General features: G+C 54.3%; 17 protein-coding genes and 1 riboswitch. Of the genes, 2 read left to right on the top strand and 15 right to left on the bottom strand.

From position 1 onward, the window contains the following. Nucleotide 1 precedes the first annotated feature (1 nt). From cbiM to pduF, 15 genes are all read right to left on the bottom strand, one after another. Complete coding sequence (cbiM, locus tag QEN32_RS08705) at nucleotides 2–739, bottom strand: cobalt ECF transporter S component CbiM (RefSeq protein ID WP_265322297.1); 738 nt, start codon at nucleotides 737–739, stop codon at nucleotides 2–4. Then, complete coding sequence (locus QEN32_RS08700) at nucleotides 736–1,449, bottom strand: cobalt-factor II C(20)-methyltransferase (protein ID WP_265322296.1); 714 nt, start codon at nucleotides 1,447–1,449, stop codon at nucleotides 736–738. The genes cbiM and QEN32_RS08700 overlap by 4 nt, the downstream gene beginning before the upstream one ends. Then, nucleotides 1,446–2,240 carry a sirohydrochlorin cobaltochelatase gene (locus QEN32_RS08695; RefSeq protein ID WP_061379573.1) on the bottom strand — a complete coding sequence of 265 codons (795 nt, stop codon included), beginning with the start codon at nucleotides 2,238–2,240 and terminating at the stop codon, nucleotides 1,446–1,448. The genes QEN32_RS08700 and QEN32_RS08695 overlap by 4 nt, the downstream gene beginning before the upstream one ends. 2 nt (nucleotides 2,241–2,242) lie before the next feature. Further along, entirely contained in the window at nucleotides 2,243–3,034 is a 792-nt protein-coding gene (locus QEN32_RS08690) for a cobalt-precorrin-6A reductase (protein WP_001001983.1), read from the bottom strand. Next, on the bottom strand, nucleotides 3,031–3,756 hold the full coding sequence (locus QEN32_RS08685; protein WP_000953643.1) for a precorrin-3B C(17)-methyltransferase: 726 nt from the start codon (nucleotides 3,754–3,756) through the stop codon (nucleotides 3,031–3,033). Before QEN32_RS08685 ends, QEN32_RS08690 begins: the two co-directional genes overlap by 4 nt. Next, nucleotides 3,756–4,811, bottom strand: coding sequence for a cobalt-precorrin 5A hydrolase (cbiG, locus tag QEN32_RS08680; RefSeq protein WP_265322295.1), 1,056 nt, complete (start codon nucleotides 4,809–4,811; stop codon nucleotides 3,756–3,758). Before cbiG ends, QEN32_RS08685 begins: the two co-directional genes overlap by 1 nt. Next, the gene (locus QEN32_RS08675) at nucleotides 4,792–5,565 is read right to left on the bottom strand and encodes a cobalt-precorrin-4 methyltransferase (RefSeq protein ID WP_000004859.1); all 774 of its coding nucleotides are present in this window, start codon (nucleotides 5,563–5,565) and stop codon (nucleotides 4,792–4,794) included. The genes cbiG and QEN32_RS08675 overlap by 20 nt, the downstream gene beginning before the upstream one ends. After that, nucleotides 5,549–6,127, bottom strand: coding sequence for a decarboxylating cobalt-precorrin-6B (C(15))-methyltransferase (locus tag QEN32_RS08670; RefSeq protein ID WP_000650989.1), 579 nt, complete (start codon nucleotides 6,125–6,127; stop codon nucleotides 5,549–5,551). Before QEN32_RS08670 ends, QEN32_RS08675 begins: the two co-directional genes overlap by 17 nt. Continuing rightward, the gene (locus tag QEN32_RS08665; protein ID WP_000958841.1) at nucleotides 6,117–6,722 is read right to left on the bottom strand and encodes a cobalt-precorrin-7 (C(5))-methyltransferase; all 606 of its coding nucleotides are present in this window, start codon (nucleotides 6,720–6,722) and stop codon (nucleotides 6,117–6,119) included. The genes QEN32_RS08670 and QEN32_RS08665 overlap by 11 nt, the downstream gene beginning before the upstream one ends. Continuing rightward, nucleotides 6,716–7,855 (bottom strand): cobalt-precorrin-5B (C(1))-methyltransferase CbiD, encoded by a 1,140-nt coding sequence (gene cbiD / locus QEN32_RS08660; protein WP_265322294.1) that lies wholly within the window; start codon nucleotides 7,853–7,855, stop codon nucleotides 6,716–6,718. The genes QEN32_RS08665 and cbiD overlap by 7 nt, the downstream gene beginning before the upstream one ends. After that, nucleotides 7,855–8,487 carry a cobalt-precorrin-8 methylmutase gene (locus QEN32_RS08655; RefSeq protein WP_000558993.1) on the bottom strand — a complete coding sequence of 211 codons (633 nt, stop codon included), beginning with the start codon at nucleotides 8,485–8,487 and terminating at the stop codon, nucleotides 7,855–7,857. The genes cbiD and QEN32_RS08655 overlap by 1 nt, the downstream gene beginning before the upstream one ends. Nucleotides 8,488–8,497: 10 nt before the next feature. Next, a complete protein-coding gene (gene cbiB, locus QEN32_RS08650; RefSeq protein ID WP_000153647.1) occupies nucleotides 8,498–9,457 on the bottom strand; it encodes an adenosylcobinamide-phosphate synthase CbiB in 960 nt (319 codons plus the stop codon). Continuing rightward, complete coding sequence (locus QEN32_RS08645) at nucleotides 9,454–10,833, bottom strand: cobyrinate a,c-diamide synthase (RefSeq protein ID WP_000741255.1); 1,380 nt, start codon at nucleotides 10,831–10,833, stop codon at nucleotides 9,454–9,456. The genes cbiB and QEN32_RS08645 overlap by 4 nt, the downstream gene beginning before the upstream one ends. Nucleotides 10,834–10,929: 96 nt before the next feature. Then, nucleotides 10,930–11,105: riboswitch (cobalamin riboswitch) on the bottom strand. Between the two features lie 325 nt (nucleotides 11,106–11,430). Then, on the bottom strand, nucleotides 11,431–12,342 hold the full coding sequence (pocR, locus tag QEN32_RS08640; protein WP_000622326.1) for a regulatory protein PocR: 912 nt from the start codon (nucleotides 12,340–12,342) through the stop codon (nucleotides 11,431–11,433). 216 nt (nucleotides 12,343–12,558) lie between these two features. After that, nucleotides 12,559–13,353 carry a propanediol diffusion facilitator PduF gene (pduF, locus tag QEN32_RS08635; RefSeq protein WP_001000023.1) on the bottom strand — a complete coding sequence of 265 codons (795 nt, stop codon included), beginning with the start codon at nucleotides 13,351–13,353 and terminating at the stop codon, nucleotides 12,559–12,561. Between the two features lie 524 nt (nucleotides 13,354–13,877). Here pduF and pduA point away from each other — a divergent pair. Further along, nucleotides 13,878–14,162, top strand: a complete 285-nt coding sequence (pduA, locus tag QEN32_RS08630) for a propanediol utilization microcompartment protein PduA (RefSeq protein ID WP_001183618.1) — start codon at nucleotides 13,878–13,880, stop codon at nucleotides 14,160–14,162. After that, nucleotides 14,159–14,971, top strand: a complete 813-nt coding sequence (gene pduB, locus QEN32_RS08625) for a propanediol utilization microcompartment protein PduB (protein ID WP_000097500.1) — start codon at nucleotides 14,159–14,161, stop codon at nucleotides 14,969–14,971. The genes pduA and pduB overlap by 4 nt, the downstream gene beginning before the upstream one ends. Nucleotides 14,972–14,979: the final 8 nt, after the last annotated feature.

The following is a 14,979-nucleotide window of genomic DNA, read 5'->3' as shown; positions in this document are numbered from 1 at the left end:
TTTAATGTCCTTGTACGGTAATCACTTGCCGTTTGGTTAACTGGTCATAAATCATGACGGTTAATAAACCTTCGGCAATGGCGACAGGAATCTGTGTGAGGCAGAAAATCCCCATAAACTTCACAACAGACCCTGTCGCTCCGGCATGGGGATCGGGAAACGCAACGCCAAGCTGGACTGAAGTCACAAAATAGGTCGCCAAATCCGCCAGCATCGCGCACAGAAAAACTGCGACATCACGGCGCAGTCCGGCACGGCAGGCCATTTTCCACACCAGATAACCGACAACCGGGCCAATCACCGCCATCGATATTCCATTTGCGCCAAGCGTCGTCAGGCCACCGTGCGCCAGCAATAGCGCCTGAAACAACAGCACAACCGCGCCGAGAATCGCCACCACCCCGGGCCCGAACAAGATAACCGCCAGACCAACGCCGGTCGGATGTGAACAACTCCCCGTTACCGACGGAATTTTGAGCGCGGACAGGACAAAAATAAACGCGCCGCACAGCGCCAGCAGTACCTTCTGATGATTATCCTCCTGCACAATACGCCGTAAGCGCACCAGTCCATACCACAAGCAGGGTAAAAACAGTAGCCACCAGGCCAGCGCCCACACTGGCGGTAAAAAGCCCTCCATGATATGCATCGCAAACGCCTGTTGCGGGACAACCATCAGCAATAGCGCTGCAGCCAGTCCACTGAAAGACAACTGTCGAAGCTGCTGTTCAAGTTTCATTCTGCATACTCCCACTGTTTATTGACCAGAATGGTCGAAAAATAGGGCAACGGTCGATCATCGTTGACCTCGTGGAGATGGCGCCAGCACTGCTCGCCGGGCAGCGTGGCCTCGGACATCATTAAGGCGCATTCCAGCAGGCCAGCCTGCGCCAGCAACGCTTTAATACGGGCGAACCGGCCATACACTTTCATCAGCACCAGGCTATCATGCTGTTGTAGCGCCTGGGCTATTTCCGCTTCCGGCGCGGTACAAGAAATAACCGCCAGCGATTGCCGTTCTATGGCGAGCGGCATTTTCGCGCGGGCGGCTATCGCGGCGAAGGACGTGACGCCGGGGACAATCTCCAGCCACTCCGGGCAGCCGATTCGCTGGAGTAAAAAAATCCAGGTACTGAATAGCATCGCATCGCCCAGGGTAATAAAACCGACCTGTTTACCTGCTTCCACCTCTGCGGTAAGCGCGGCGGCAACCTCGTTCCAGACCGCTTCTTTCTCGGCGCCGTCAGCGCTCATAGGGAAATGGCAACAACGTACTTCCGTCTGCTCGCCGAGATAGTTGCGCACAATCGACAGCGCCAGACTATCGCCCCCCTTACGACCGGCGGGCGCATACAGAATGTCCAGCGAGCCAAGAATCCGCGCTGCGCGGACGGTTATCAGGTCGGGCGCGCCTGGCCCGGTACTTAATGCGTATAATTTACCGTTCATGCCGCCTCCTCTACCGTCATGTTCAGCGCCTGGTGCAAATGCGCGACAAACATCGCCCGGATAGCCGGGTTTTCTCCCAGCCCGCTCAGCCACGGCGTCGCCGGAATGCCCGCCGCGTTAAAGCGCATTTTCCATGAGTCGCCGTCGTCTGAAGCCATATCATTAATGGCGTGATCGCCCGCCACCAGCATTAATGGCATCAAATGTACGCCGGTGACGCCTTCGTCACGCAGGCTGTCGATCAGGATGTCGACCTCCGGGTAGCTTTCTACGGCGCCGACGCGCGCCGGAAAGCGCTGCGCGGTCATCATATGATCGAGACAGGCATAAGCTGCGAATGCGTGATGGCTGGCGCCGTGGCCCATAAAAACGACTTTCTCCGTTTGTCTGAGCGATGGCATCTGTTGTCGCAACGCCTGCATTAGCTGCACATAATCGTTATGGCTGCTCAACAGCGGCACGCCCAGCGTCAGGCGAGTGAATAACGGACGCAAGAGTTGTACTTCACGGACAATTTTTTCATATTCGTCGCCGTTAATAATGTGCAACGACTGAATCGCCACGTCCTGATATCCCTGTGCGGCAAGCTTTTGCAAAGCCTGTAATGGCGTATCGATGTCGATACCGTCACGCTGGCGAAGCTTGCGAATGATCATTCCGGAAGTGAAGGCGCGAAACAGGTCGCGATCGGGACAGGACGCCGCCAGATCACGTTCGCACGCCACAATGTTTTTTTCACAGGTGTCGTGATAGCTGGTGCCAAAACTGACTACCAGAAGCGCTTTTTTCATTTTTACTCCTTAGCTGCGGCCAGCCAGCGCGATAAACGCTGCGCAAAGGCGGCCTGGCTTTCCAGTAACTCATCACCCGTCACAAGCGGCGTCGGGCGCGCAATAACGATGCAGGGAATGCCCGCATCCAGACAGGGCTGAACTTTTTCCTGATATCCCCCCTCCGCGCCGGACGCTTTGGTAATGACTACGTCGGCCCGGCACTGGTGGTAAAACGCGGCGTTAAAATCAGCGCTGAACGGCCCACACAGTGCGAAAATTTCTCCAACGCCGAACCCCAGTTCGCTGCAGCGTTGAATCACCTCCGCCACGGGCAGTACGCGCGCCAGCAACGTTTTTTCCGCCAGCCCGGCACGCCAGACGGCCAGATCTTTACTGCCGGTCGTCAATAACACGCGCGGACCAAAACGCCTCGCTATCTCGCAGGCATCGGCAATACTTCGCGCCGTATAGAGAAGCGGATGCGTCAGATTGCTAAGCTGCTCCGGACGCTGATAACGACTTAACAACACGCCTGCCGTTTCACAGGCGCGAAGGAGGTTATGGCTGACCATTTCTGCATAAGGATGCGATGCATCTATTACCCAGCGAGTACGGTTTTCTTTTAGCCAGGCGACCATCTGCCCGTACTCCAGACGACCACAGCGCACCTGTCCTTTAATGTCGCCAGCCAGCGCTTTTCCGGCTGGCGTCGCCACGGATAAGGTGTACGCGACGTTCGCCGCATCCAGTTGTCGGCATAACGCGCGCGCATCGCTGGTGCCGCCCACCACCAGCACCTCCCCCTCATTCACAACGTGTAACCTCGCGGCGTTATCATCAGCCCATCCTGAACATAGGTCGTTTTATTACCAACGATGACCAGACTGGTCATATCTACCGGTTCAAAATCCATATCGCCGAGCGTAGTCAGCCATTTTTCCTCTTTCTTACGTCCGGCGGATTTCACCACGCCAACCGGCGTTTGCGCGCTTTTACTGGCGGCAAGCAGGTCAAACGCGCGCGCCAGATGCCCTTCGCGCCCGCGGCTGCGCGGGTTGTAAAAACAGATAACAAAGTCTGCCTCTCCGGCGGCAACAATGCGTTTTTCAATAACCGGCCACGGCGTCAGCAGGTCGCTGAGGCTGATATGGCAGAAGTCATGCATCAGCGGCGCGCCCAGTAAAGAGGCGGCGGCGATGCTGGCGGTCATGCCAGGAATAAGGCGAACCTCTACATCCAGCTTCTGCTTACTCACCAGCTCCAGCACCAGTCCCGCCATGCCGTAAATACCGGCGTCGCCGCTGCTGATGAGCGCTACGTTATGCCCGGCCTGCGCCAGTTCAATAGCCGCCTGGCAGCGTTCAATTTCCTTACACATGCCGGTCTTGATCACCTGTTTGTCGCCGGTGAATGCTTTAACCAGATGGGTATAGGTTTTGTAGCCCACGACGATTTCCGCCGCCTGAAGCGCCTCAATCGCCTCCATCGTCATCATTGCCTGCGAACCGGGGCCAATACCAATTACGCTCAACATCAGTGTGCAACTCCTAAAGTAATAGTGACGCCCTGTTCTCGCAGGGTCTCGCCTAACAATTGTCCCTGGCTTAATAACCACGCAGCCGGGCCGGATACGCTGCCAACGCCCACCGTTTTTCTGACGAAGCCAGAACCGGGAAAATGGTGTTCGAATTCGCGCAACGCTTCGGCGGTAAAGGTTTTAAAAGGCACGCGGCAGCAGGAGGCGAGCTGAATAAGCCCCGGCTCCCCTTTTTTGAGCGTGACGCTGCCAATCGCTTTTAACGCCAGCGGATCGAGTTTCTGCGCTTCAAGCTGGCGCGCCAGTAATGTTGCTAACAGGGGAAATGGCGTATCGCGGCGACAGCCAATTCCCGCCACCACGCGCTGGGGCACCAGTTTCCAGTGCGGTACGGGAAGCTCAGGGAGGTCATTACGCAAAGAGACGCAGATAAGCGCATCCAGTTCAGGCAGCCGCTGCAAATCATCAACAGGGATAAAACCGCGAATATCACACTGGCCGATCTCTTCCGTTAGTTCGGCATCCCACCATAACCCTACACGTTGATGACTGACCAACATCTGGTTAACGGTTTTTACCGCCGTGCGAAGATCGGTCATGCGGGCGTTAAGCTGGAAAGCTAAGGTGTCCAACGCGGACATCTCATTGACATCCGTTGCCGTGGTAATCACCGGATCGGCGCCTAACATTCCTGCCAGGTAGCGCGTCAAGGCATTGGCCCCGCCCGCATGACCGGAAAGCAGGCTAATGACATGCTGACCACGTTCATCAATGACGACCACCGCCGGATCGCTGAACTTGTCGTTCACTAACGGCGCCAGGACACGAACGGCAATGCCGGCCGCGCCAATAAAAATAAGCGCGGTATAAGTGGTAAAAGCCTGCCGGGCGGTATTAGCGAATCCGCCATCAAAGGGAATAAATCCCTCTTCCCGCAGTTTTTCACTGGTAAAGCAGGTTAACGGCAGCATCGCGGCGAGTCTTTTTGCCAACGCCACGCCGCCGGGCGTCAGGCAAAACAACGCAATGGATTCAGGCTTTACGGTATTCATGGCTAAAGTCCGCTGCATAGAGTCTTGAGTAGTGATACTCCTTACCCAGAAAATTCCCGACCAGGATTAGCGCCGTCTTACGGATGCCAGCATCACGTACTTTGTCGCTAATATCCGCTAACGTGCCGCGAACGGTCTGGCTTTCCGGCCAGGTAGCCTTATAAATGACCGCGACAGGCGTAGTTGCCGGATAACCGCCGGCAATGAGACGTTCCGCCACCCGGTGAATACGCTGAACGGAGAGATAAATCGCCATCGACGTCTGGTGACTGGCGAACGCCTCCAGTTGTTCGCGCGCCGGTACTGGCGTACGCCCTTCCAGACGGGTAATAATGAGACTCTGCGATACCTCCGGTACGGTATATTCCACACCCAGCTCCGCCGCAGCGCCGAGAAACGCGCTGACGCCAGGCACTACCTGCCAGTCGATACCACGGCGGGTTAACTCTTCGCCTTGCTCACGCACGGAGCCGTACAGCGAGACATCGCCCGTTTGCAACCGCACCACCGTTTTTCCCGCTTTCACGCCCGCCGCCATCAGCTCGATAATCTGCTCAAGATGCAGTTCGGCGCTGTCATAGCGTTCTGCCTGCGCGGGGCAGTAATCCAGCAGTTCGGTATTGATCAGCGAACCGGCATAGATAACTATCTGCGCCTGTTGCAGCAGGCGGTAGCCTTTAAGCGTGATCAGCTCGCGATCGCCCGGCCCGGCGCCGACGAACCATACACAGCGTGGATCAAATGTCTCTGACATGGTTTTCTTCCTTCTGACAGGCGATAACAAAAACAGGATTGTTCGGTTTGAAATAGTGTCCCGCCCCCAGCGGCGTTAACGATGAAAGCTGAAGCTGTACACAGTCCATTCGACATGCGCCGATGAGCGCAAGATGCGCCAGCGCACTATGAAGGTTTTCCTGCAAGATAAAGGTCATCACCAGACGGCCACCGGGATGCAGATGACCCATCGCCCAGTCAATCAGCGCCGTCAGATGCCCGCCGCTGCCGCCCATAAACACCGCATCGGCTTTCCCGGTTATGGTCATTGGCGCTTCGCCGGGGAGAATATCGATATTGCCGCAGGCAAAGCGCTGACGATTCTCATCAAGCAGCCGTAGCGCGGCAGGATTACGCTCGATAGCCGTCACCTGCAACGAAGGAAATTGCAGCGCCGCTTCAATTGAGACGCTTCCCGTTCCCGCCCCGACGTCAATCAGGTGACTGGCGCGGTGGAGCTCAAGTTTCGACAGTGCCAGCGCCCGTACCGCCTCTTTGGTCATCGGCACGTTCTCGCCGCGCAGAAAAAGCTCATCTTTCATCAAGGATCACCACTGCATTCATTTCATAGTCGGCGTTGACCGCACTGACGGGTAGCCAGTGGATCCGCTCATTTTCCATCGCCAGATTTTCACCAATCACCATTAAGCGATGCCCTTTACCGCGCGCGACCAGTTCCCGCGCGATTTCTCGCGGCCCGCAGCGGGCATCCGTGACCATCGCCACTTTGCGATGGTTCGCCAACTGCTCGAAGCTGACGCAACGACCGTGGCTACTGGTCAACCACATGTCATTCATATCAATCCCAGCCTGTGCGCACAGATACTGTACGGCGCTGATGCCAGGGATAATGCGAACCTGTTCGATACCAAAATGCGCCACCAGGCGTGTACCGATGCCATAAAACAGCGGATCGCCGGAGGCCAGCACCACAATCCCTTTATCCCAACGGGCGGCAATCCAGGACAACAACGCGCCAATATCCGCGCCCAGCGTAAATCGTTCGCCGCCAAACGCCGGAAACTGCGCCAAATGGCGTTTACCGCCTGCCAGCGCATCGGCGTGGTCTATCGCTTCCAGCGCCGCAGGCGTCATCAAATGCCGTCCAGCGGGCCCCATTCCCACGACCGTTAGCATTGCAGCTCCTTAGCAATCTCGTCGACGGGACGATTACTGCCGAGAATATGGTTATCAAAAGAAAACAGGATGGCGTCGCAGACAGGCGGCGTTTTGGTAAAACGCAGCATCTGCATGACTCGCAAACAAATACGCCTGGCAAGATGGTTATAGATATGCCCGAAGCCATATGCTTCAATGTGCTCCATTGCCGCTTCAGTGGTATCGCAATCGCCGACCAGGGTGAGTAACTCCAGCGGCGCGCCCAGTAAAGCTAAATGCGCGACCAGCGTTTCCATGCGCGCATCGGCAATATGGCTATGGGTATGAAAGATCCCGGCGGCGATTTTGATCAGTTTTCCAGGATGCCCCACCAGCACTATCTGGCAAAATCCCAGCCGTACCGCCTCTTCAATCATGTAGCCGACAAAATTGCTCATGGTGACGACCGCCTGTGTGTCGACGCCCATTTGTTCGCGAACAAACCGTTCGCCGTGGTTGCCCGGCACGAGTATCACCCGCGTTAATCCTGACGCCCGTTTGATCTCCAGTTCCAGCGATAGCGAGCGTTTCCAGCTTTCTTCCGACATCGGCGTCACAATGCCGGTAGTGCCAATAATGGAAATGCCGCCAAGAATGCCAAGCCGCGAGTTATACGTTTTTTGCGCCCGCGCTTCGCCTTCCGGGGCAAAAATCTCCACATCGGCCCCACGCGCCGGGCCTATCGCTTCGCGCACCGCTGACTCAATGGTATGGCGCGGCGTACGATTGATGGCGGCGCTCCCGAGCGGCAGTCCAATCCCTTTACGCGTTACCGTACCAATACCTTCGCCGCCAGTGAGCGTAATCTCACCGCTGTCGTTGAGCGTAACGCGGGCAAAAATCAGCATTCCGTGCGTGGCATCCACGTCATCGCCGCCATCTTTACGAATTGCGGCTATCGCCTGCTGGCCTTCAATGTGCGGCGACTCCACGTTCAGGCATAGCGTGACGCCCGACGGCGTGACGATGGAGACCTGATGAATCAGATGTTGACGCAATACCATCAGCGCGGCGACTTTTGCCGCCGCCGTCGCGCAGGAACCGGTGGTATATCCTTTACGTAACGCTTTACCGTGGTGCCAGACCGGCGCGTCAAAAGAAAGCTCGCCCATCAGGCCTCCCGGAGGTGATAGAGCAGCGCATTGACGATAGCGGCAGCCACGTTACTGCCGCCTTTACGCCCTAACGCGGCAACCGCGGGAAAATGACTATGGGTGAGCGCCTCTTTGGACTCTGCCGCGCCGACAAAGCCTACCGGTACGCCCACCACGCCGCTCACCGTCACGTTATGTTCAAGCAAACGGAACAGGGCCGTCGGCGCATTACCGAAAACAAAGAGCTTGTTTTTCTCCTCCTCGGCGATAGCGATATCGACGGCGGCCATTGAACGGGTAATCCCCTGCGTTTTTGCGGCGCGCACCACGCGCGGATCGCTGATATAACAGCGACACTCGCCGCCAAACGTCGCCAGTAATCTTTTATTAATGCCGGACAGCGCCATCGTGGTATCGGTATAAATAATGCACGGTTGGCGTAGCGCATCACAAAGCTGCTCCAGCGCATCGGCAGAGAACCACAAAATGTCCAGCCAGTCGAAATCGGCGGTGGTATGAATAACCCGCTTTATAATGGCCTCATGGAGCGGACTGGCGAAACGGTAATCAGGACGCGTTTCGCGAATAATGTCGCTAATAATGGTGAAACTGTTGGCCTCAATGGTTTGGGGCTGCTGGATATAATGCATACTGTCGTCCTCAGGCCACGCCAGATAACCCGCACCGCGCCGCAATAAACAGCGCCAGCGCCAGGGTTGAAGCGACCCACATCAATCGAATCGTTCGGGAAATATCGTCCACGGAAATATCGCGCTGCGCGTCGCCGATCCAGGGCTTGTCCACACGCTCGCCAAAGTAGTTATTTGGGCCACCGAGCTGGATACCTAAGGCGCCGGCCACACACGCTTCCGACCAGGCGCAATTTGGGCTACTGTGGTTATAACGGTCACGCCAGCCAATACGCAGCGCCCGCCAACCACTCAGGCGACACAGTCCTGCCGCAATGCCCAGCAACAGCCAGCTCAGTCGGGCAGGAAGATAGTTCGCTACGTCGTCCATACGGGCGCTGACCATACCAATCGCCCGGTATTTTTCATGTTTGTAGCCCACCATTGAATCCAGGGTATTGACGGCTTTGTAGGCCATCGCCAGCGGCGCGCCGCCGAGAAAGAGGAAAAAGAGCGGCGCGATAATGCCGTCAACGGTGTTTTCTGCAACCGTTTCCACCACGGCGCGATTGATCTGCGCTGGCTGAAGTTGCGACGTATCGCGCCCGACGATCCAGGAGAGTTTTATTCGGCTTTCCGCAAGGTCGTTCTTTCGTAACGGTCGTTCAACCTCCTGCGCGGCGTGGGCCAGAGAGCGTCCGGCCAGCGTGGTAAAGATCATCCAGACTTCGACGCTCCAGCCAAACCAGGGGTGAATCCGCTGCGCCAGCGCCAGTACGCCCCATGCCACGCCCCAGGTCGCCCCGACAACCACAACCCACATTACGCCGCCGCCAATCCGCAGCGCTTTATCGCCGGGACAATAGCGACGCACAATACGCTGCACAAACGTGATTAAACGACCTATCCAGCGTACCGGATGGGGCCAGTGTTGAGGGTCGCCGATGATAAAATCCAGCACCCAGGCGATACACCAGGCAAGAATCGTCATAATACGCGCCTCGCCGCCGCCAGCCAGTGCTGCAACATTTCCGGACGCTGGGCGAAATGGACGTGCAGATAGCTGGCAAACGTGTTGCCTGTCTGCCAGCCGCCAGCCCATTCCTGTAACACGCGACCATCGCGAACCTTACGACAGGCCATAACGGCGGGTGTTTCGGGAATAAAATCTGAGTAGTGAAATTCATGGCCGCGCACTATCTCGCCAGGCACCGCCAATAGCGTTGGCTGCATAGCCTGCGCCTCACAGTAACCAAAGCGGGTAAGTCGCTTACCCATTTTGCTGTGACCGGGGATAATATTCGCCATCTGATGAATTTCCCCACCGCTATCCTCCAGAGTGCTCCCCAGATACATCAGACCACCACACTCCGCGTAAATCGCCACGCCGCGCTGATGCGCCGCCCGCAAATGTTTTAACATCGCCGTATTTGCCGCCAGATCCGCGGCGTATAATTCAGGATATCCACCGCCCAGCCAGATCATCTGACAATCAGGCAATGCGCGGTCATGCAGTGGGCTAAAACGCACAATGTTAACGCCGGCGCGCTCCAGCAAATCGATGTTATCGGGGTAATAAAAGTTAAAGGCCTCATCATCCGCCAGAGCAAGCGTCAGCCCTGCCCCCGCTGTGTTATCGGGGCGCTCAGGCCACATTCCCGTCGGAAGCGCTGATAACACGCTCAGCGAGAGTAGCGCATCCACATCCACTGTTTGTTCCAGCGAGGCGGCAAAATCATGCCATGATTGCTGATTGACGAGGGATTCTCTGGCGGTAATCAACCCCAGGTGGCGTTCAGGTAATGCGACGCCGTCGCAAGGAGGGACATACCCCAGTACCGGCAGTGAGCAATAATGTTCAATGGCATTTTTGAGGAGCTGATAGTGGGCGTCGCTAGTGACGCGATTCACAATCACGCCCGCGAGGTTGAGGGTCGGGTCGAAGTGCTGAAATCCCATAACGGTAGCCGCAAGCGACGTTGAAACAGCCTTGCCGTCCACCAGTAGGATGACCGGGCAACCAAGCTGTTTGGCCATCGCGGCTGTGCTGCAGTAATTGGGGTCGACGCCATAGCCGTCATACAGCCCCATGACCCCTTCAATGACAGCGATATCCGCCTGCCGCATTTGTTCGCAAAATAAGGCGTTGAGAACAGGAGGAGGAAGCATGAAACTGTCAAGATTACGGGACGCCACGCCACAGATAGCGGTATGCCAGCCGGTATCAAGGTAATCTGGCCCAACTTTAAACGGCTGTACGCGCAGCGCGCGTTTTTGCAGCAGCCTCAACAAACCAAGCGTCACCGTGGTTTTGCCGCAACCGCTTCCTGTGCCTGCAAGAATAAATGCGTGATGCCTTGCCGCCATTACCCTGATCCTGTTCAGGGTGGTAGGGGTATACAGGTACGCGCATGTTCAGTCTTTCGACTGTACGCGTCTTCGCAACCCACTTCCCACCGAAGTTGTTGGTTATCACCGACAGGCAGGTCTTCTGGCTTAGCGTCCTCCTCGCCCGTCCTTCCCAATCTTGCGATCAGTGGTCTTTACGGGGTCGTCAGCATCACAGCAGCGGGGGCTGCGGGGGATTTTCACCCCCTTCCCTACCACAAATGTGGCAAACCTGTTGGTTTACGTTATGGCTGTACGGCACACCCATAACGGCAATTAATAATGTGCTACGTTTTACATTTCTGTGAGCAATAGCCTGAGCGGTTGCTCATCTGACGTTAATCTACTCATCCTTATCGGTATATTGACGATAAAACGTATCGACAAAGCGTAATAAAACTTATCTTTCCTGACACTGAACTTCATCACAAAAATAAAAACTGGTGCAGTTTATGCCCTAAATTTTATTATTTTGTTGCGCTATGACAATTTATTGTTACACCAGATAAATTTTCTTTCTGAAATGATTAAGATACAAAAGACTATCAAAAATCGGCAATAGCAAAATATTGCTATTCATAACGATGGAGGATGAGAATTCTCATTTATCTGCTGGCGATAAGCCTGCGGCGTAACCTGATAGGTCTGGCGGAAGACTTTGCAAAAATAGCTGGTTTGCGAAAAGCCTAAATTACGCGCAATACTGGCAATACTCCAGTCACTATGGCAAAGCAATTCTCTGGCGCTAACCATTCTCTGGCGGTTTACCCACGCATTAAATCCGATTCCCTGATATTTCTTGAATAGTTTACTGAAGTAATAGGGGCTGAGATAGACATGTGAGGCGACATCCTCAAGACGAAGATCGTCGGACAAATGCGCATCAATATAGCGAAGCGCTTTTTTCATTTTACTGTCATGCGGAGTGGGACCACGAGTGGTTTTATTTGCCTCCGATTGCTGCGGATTGTCTTTGATAACCACGAAATTGAGCTGTTTTTTCAGGCAATTCTCAACAATCAGTTTAAGAAGATCGGCGGAAGCGATAACGCGTGAATAGTCCATCTCTGGCACATTCCGAAATTCATTCAAGAGCTCAGGGTCAGCCTGCCAGCGATCGTCGACATTAAGAATGTTTACCAGCTCCACGTCATTACTTAAACGAACCTGCCCGCATAAAACAAAGCCAACTAAATGCCCTGCGATTACCAGCGGAATAGAAAAATCCGTTAGACCGGCATGACAACGATAAATACAGGGTTGATCGGACTTCGATGCCTCCAGTCCCCCGCAGCGATCGCTCATACGACAACGTGTACTATGCTGGGGATGCTGCCGCATCAACTGACAAAACGGCGTGAAATTAAATAGCTCAGATATTTCATCACCATGAATATTGACAACCACAACCGCCAGACCGGTGGCTTGTGCAAAATCCTGTGCGATTTTATTAATGAGTTCTGAGTTCAGAGCGCTCGCAGAAATCATGATAAAACCCCTCAGTTAATTTATTGTTATAAACAAAACACATTATTTACATTCACTTTTTATTAGCATTATCCTGGCCCTGATAAAAAGTACAATGACAATATCAAAAGTCTCCCATTGCTGGGAGACGTTTTGATCAGTTCGTGAAAGCAGATCACGAAATTATCTCACCTGTTTTTACGATACATCATTGCTGTGAATCTGGTTCGCATTTTCTTACAGTTCACAGCGGTTACAAGGTAAATTCTTACCAATAAAATAGCGATATATGGCTGCTCCGGCACAGGCGCCGATAACAGGCGCGACAATCGGCACGATAAAATAAGGGATCTCTCGCCCACCGCTCATCGCCATGTTCCCCCACCCCGCTAACCATGTGAACAGTTTGGGACCGAAATCACGCGCCGGGTTCATTGCAAAACCGGTAAGGGGTCCAGTAGACGCGCCGATAACGGCAACCAATATCCCAATAAGCAAAGGCGCAAGCGGCCCTTTAGGAATGCCATTGCCATCATCCGTCAATGCCATGATCATGCCCATCAGAATCGACGTAATGACCACTTCCACCAACGCAGCCTGCCATACATTTAGCGCTGCGGCCGGATAGGTACTGAAAATGCTGGCTAATTGCAAACTTTCGACGCTACCGCGCACCATATGATGCGCAGTCTCAAATTCAGTAAAAAGGCTACTATAAAGCACATACGCCAGCAGAGCGCCGCCAAAAGCGCCGGCAAACTGGGCAATAATATAAGGCAATACTTTCTGTTTGGGGAAGCAGGCAAACAGCCACAGCGCAATCGTCACCGCAGGGTTAAGATGTCCGCCGGAGATGCCGGCCGTAAGGTAAACGGCCAGTGAAATCCCAAGCCCCCAAATAATGCAAATCTCCCATAATCCGAGGCTGGCGCCTGCGACTTTGAGCGCGCTCAAACAACCGATACCAAAAAACAAAAAGAGTCCGGTGCCTAAAAATTCCGCACCACATTGCGCCTTTAGAGAATCATTCATGTGACACCTTCTGAGCAAAGTTCGTGTCCTGGCCAGCGCAAGTTTCGGCTGGCGGTAGAGTACAGCTAACCTCACTATAAAAAGTGCCGCCTGTAAATTGTTGGCAACCTGCGGGCCTGCCTTCCGGAAAAATCGTGTTGCGATAGCAAAATTTTGCTTTTCCGATATTTTTATCAGCCCATCACACGGGAAATTTGAGCTATAAAATACGCCTGTTGAAATAATAAAATATTGCACAAGCCAACTTATCAATTTCGAATAAACATCACATTTTGCGTCTTTCGCCATATCAAATAAAAATACTCTCGTCACTAACAAAAATGTAAAAATGAAATAATAAAAACAAAATAATCATATAGATAATAATAAATTAAATGTTAATTATCAATGAGTTATAAAAACAAAAGACAATTTAGTCATATTGCTTTCCCATTATTTTCTGATGCTCAATAGCAAGTCAGCCATTCTTTTTCCTCGCATCTTCTTATAGTCCCAACTATCGGAACACTCCATGCGAGGTCTTTATGCAACAAGAAGCACTAGGAATGGTAGAAACCAAAGGCTTAACCGCAGCCATAGAGGCCGCTGATGCAATGGTTAAGTCAGCCAATGTGATGTTAGTGGGCTATGAAAAGATTGGCTCCGGGCTGGTAACCGTCATCGTGCGCGGCGATGTTGGCGCGGTCAAAGCGGCCACCGATGCAGGTGCCGCAGCCGCACGCAACGTGGGTGAAGTGAAAGCCGTACACGTCATCCCACGCCCTCACACCGATGTAGAAAAAATCTTACCGAAGGGAATTAGCCAATGAGCAGCAATGAGCTGGTGGAACAGATCATGGCGCAGGTGATTGCCCGTGTGGCAACGCCGGAACAACAGGCCATCCCTGGTCAACCCCAACCTATACGAGAGACGGCTATGGCAGAAAAAAGCTGCAGTTTAACGGAATTTGTCGGGACCGCCATTGGCGATACCCTGGGCCTGGTTATCGCCAACGTCGATACCGCCCTGCTGGACGCGATGAAGCTTGAGAAGCGCTATCGTTCCATCGGTATTCTCGGCGCCCGCACCGGCGCAGGCCCGCACATTATGGCGGCGGACGAAGCGGTGAAAGCCACCAACACCGAAGTGGTCAGCATTGAGCTGCCGCGCGATACCAAAGGCGGCGCGGGCCACGGTTCGCTGATTATTTTAGGCGGTAACGATGTATCCGACGTCAAGCGCGGTATCGAAGTCGCGCTGAAAGAGCTGGACCGCACCTTCGGCGATGTTTACGGCAACGAAGCCGGGCATATCGAGCTGCAGTACACCGCTCGCGCCAGCTACGCCCTGGAAAAAGCGTTCGGCGCGCCGATTGGCCGTGCCTGCGGCGTCATTGTCGGCGCTCCGGCTTCCGTCGGCGTACTGATGGCCGATACCGCCCTGAAGTCAGCCAACGTTGAAGTCGTGGCGTACAGCTCTCCGGCGCACGGCACCAGCTTTAGTAACGAAGCCATTCTGGTGATTTCCGGCGACTCCGGCGCGGTCCGTCAGGCGGTGACCTCCGCCCGCGAAATCGGCAAAACCGTCCTTGCGACCCTCGGTTCTGAACCGAAAAACGATCGCCCGTCCTACATCTGATACCCACG

Origin of the sequence: Salmonella sp. SA14318, from assembly GCF_029866905.1 — a bacterium.
In the GTDB taxonomy this organism is placed as follows: Bacteria; Pseudomonadota; Gammaproteobacteria; order Enterobacterales; family Enterobacteriaceae; genus Salmonella; species Salmonella enterica.
Note: the sequence above shows the minus strand (reverse complement) of the source record. Positions and strands in the feature narration are given on the sequence as shown.

Coding starts and splice junctions, on each gene's coding strand:
- cbiM (WP_265322297.1), bottom strand. CDS start 739: ATGAAACTTGAACAGCAGCTTCGACAGTTGTCTTTCAGTGGACTGGCT.
- QEN32_RS08700 (WP_265322296.1), bottom strand. CDS start 1,449: ATGAACGGTAAATTATACGCATTAAGTACCGGGCCAGGCGCGCCCGAC.
- QEN32_RS08695 (WP_061379573.1), bottom strand. CDS start 2,240: ATGAAAAAAGCGCTTCTGGTAGTCAGTTTTGGCACCAGCTATCACGAC.
- QEN32_RS08685 (WP_000953643.1), bottom strand. CDS start 3,756: ATGTTGAGCGTAATTGGTATTGGCCCCGGTTCGCAGGCAATGATGACG.
- cbiG (WP_265322295.1), bottom strand. CDS start 4,811: ATGAATACCGTAAAGCCTGAATCCATTGCGTTGTTTTGCCTGACGCCC.
- QEN32_RS08675 (WP_000004859.1), bottom strand. CDS start 5,565: ATGTCAGAGACATTTGATCCACGCTGTGTATGGTTCGTCGGCGCCGGG.
- QEN32_RS08670 (WP_000650989.1), bottom strand. CDS start 6,127: ATGAAAGATGAGCTTTTTCTGCGCGGCGAGAACGTGCCGATGACCAAA.
- QEN32_RS08665 (WP_000958841.1), bottom strand. CDS start 6,722: ATGCTAACGGTCGTGGGAATGGGGCCCGCTGGACGGCATTTGATGACG.
- cbiD (WP_265322294.1), bottom strand. CDS start 7,855: ATGGGCGAGCTTTCTTTTGACGCGCCGGTCTGGCACCACGGTAAAGCG.
- QEN32_RS08655 (WP_000558993.1), bottom strand. CDS start 8,487: ATGCATTATATCCAGCAGCCCCAAACCATTGAGGCCAACAGTTTCACC.
- cbiB (WP_000153647.1), bottom strand. CDS start 9,457: ATGACGATTCTTGCCTGGTGTATCGCCTGGGTGCTGGATTTTATCATC.
- QEN32_RS08645 (WP_000741255.1), bottom strand. CDS start 10,833: ATGGCGGCAAGGCATCACGCATTTATTCTTGCAGGCACAGGAAGCGGT.
- pocR (WP_000622326.1), bottom strand. CDS start 12,342: ATGATTTCTGCGAGCGCTCTGAACTCAGAACTCATTAATAAAATCGCA.
- pduF (WP_001000023.1), bottom strand. CDS start 13,353: ATGAATGATTCTCTAAAGGCGCAATGTGGTGCGGAATTTTTAGGCACC.
- pduA (WP_001183618.1), top strand. CDS start 13,878: ATGCAACAAGAAGCACTAGGAATGGTAGAAACCAAAGGCTTAACCGCA.
- pduB (WP_000097500.1), top strand. CDS start 14,159: ATGAGCAGCAATGAGCTGGTGGAACAGATCATGGCGCAGGTGATTGCC.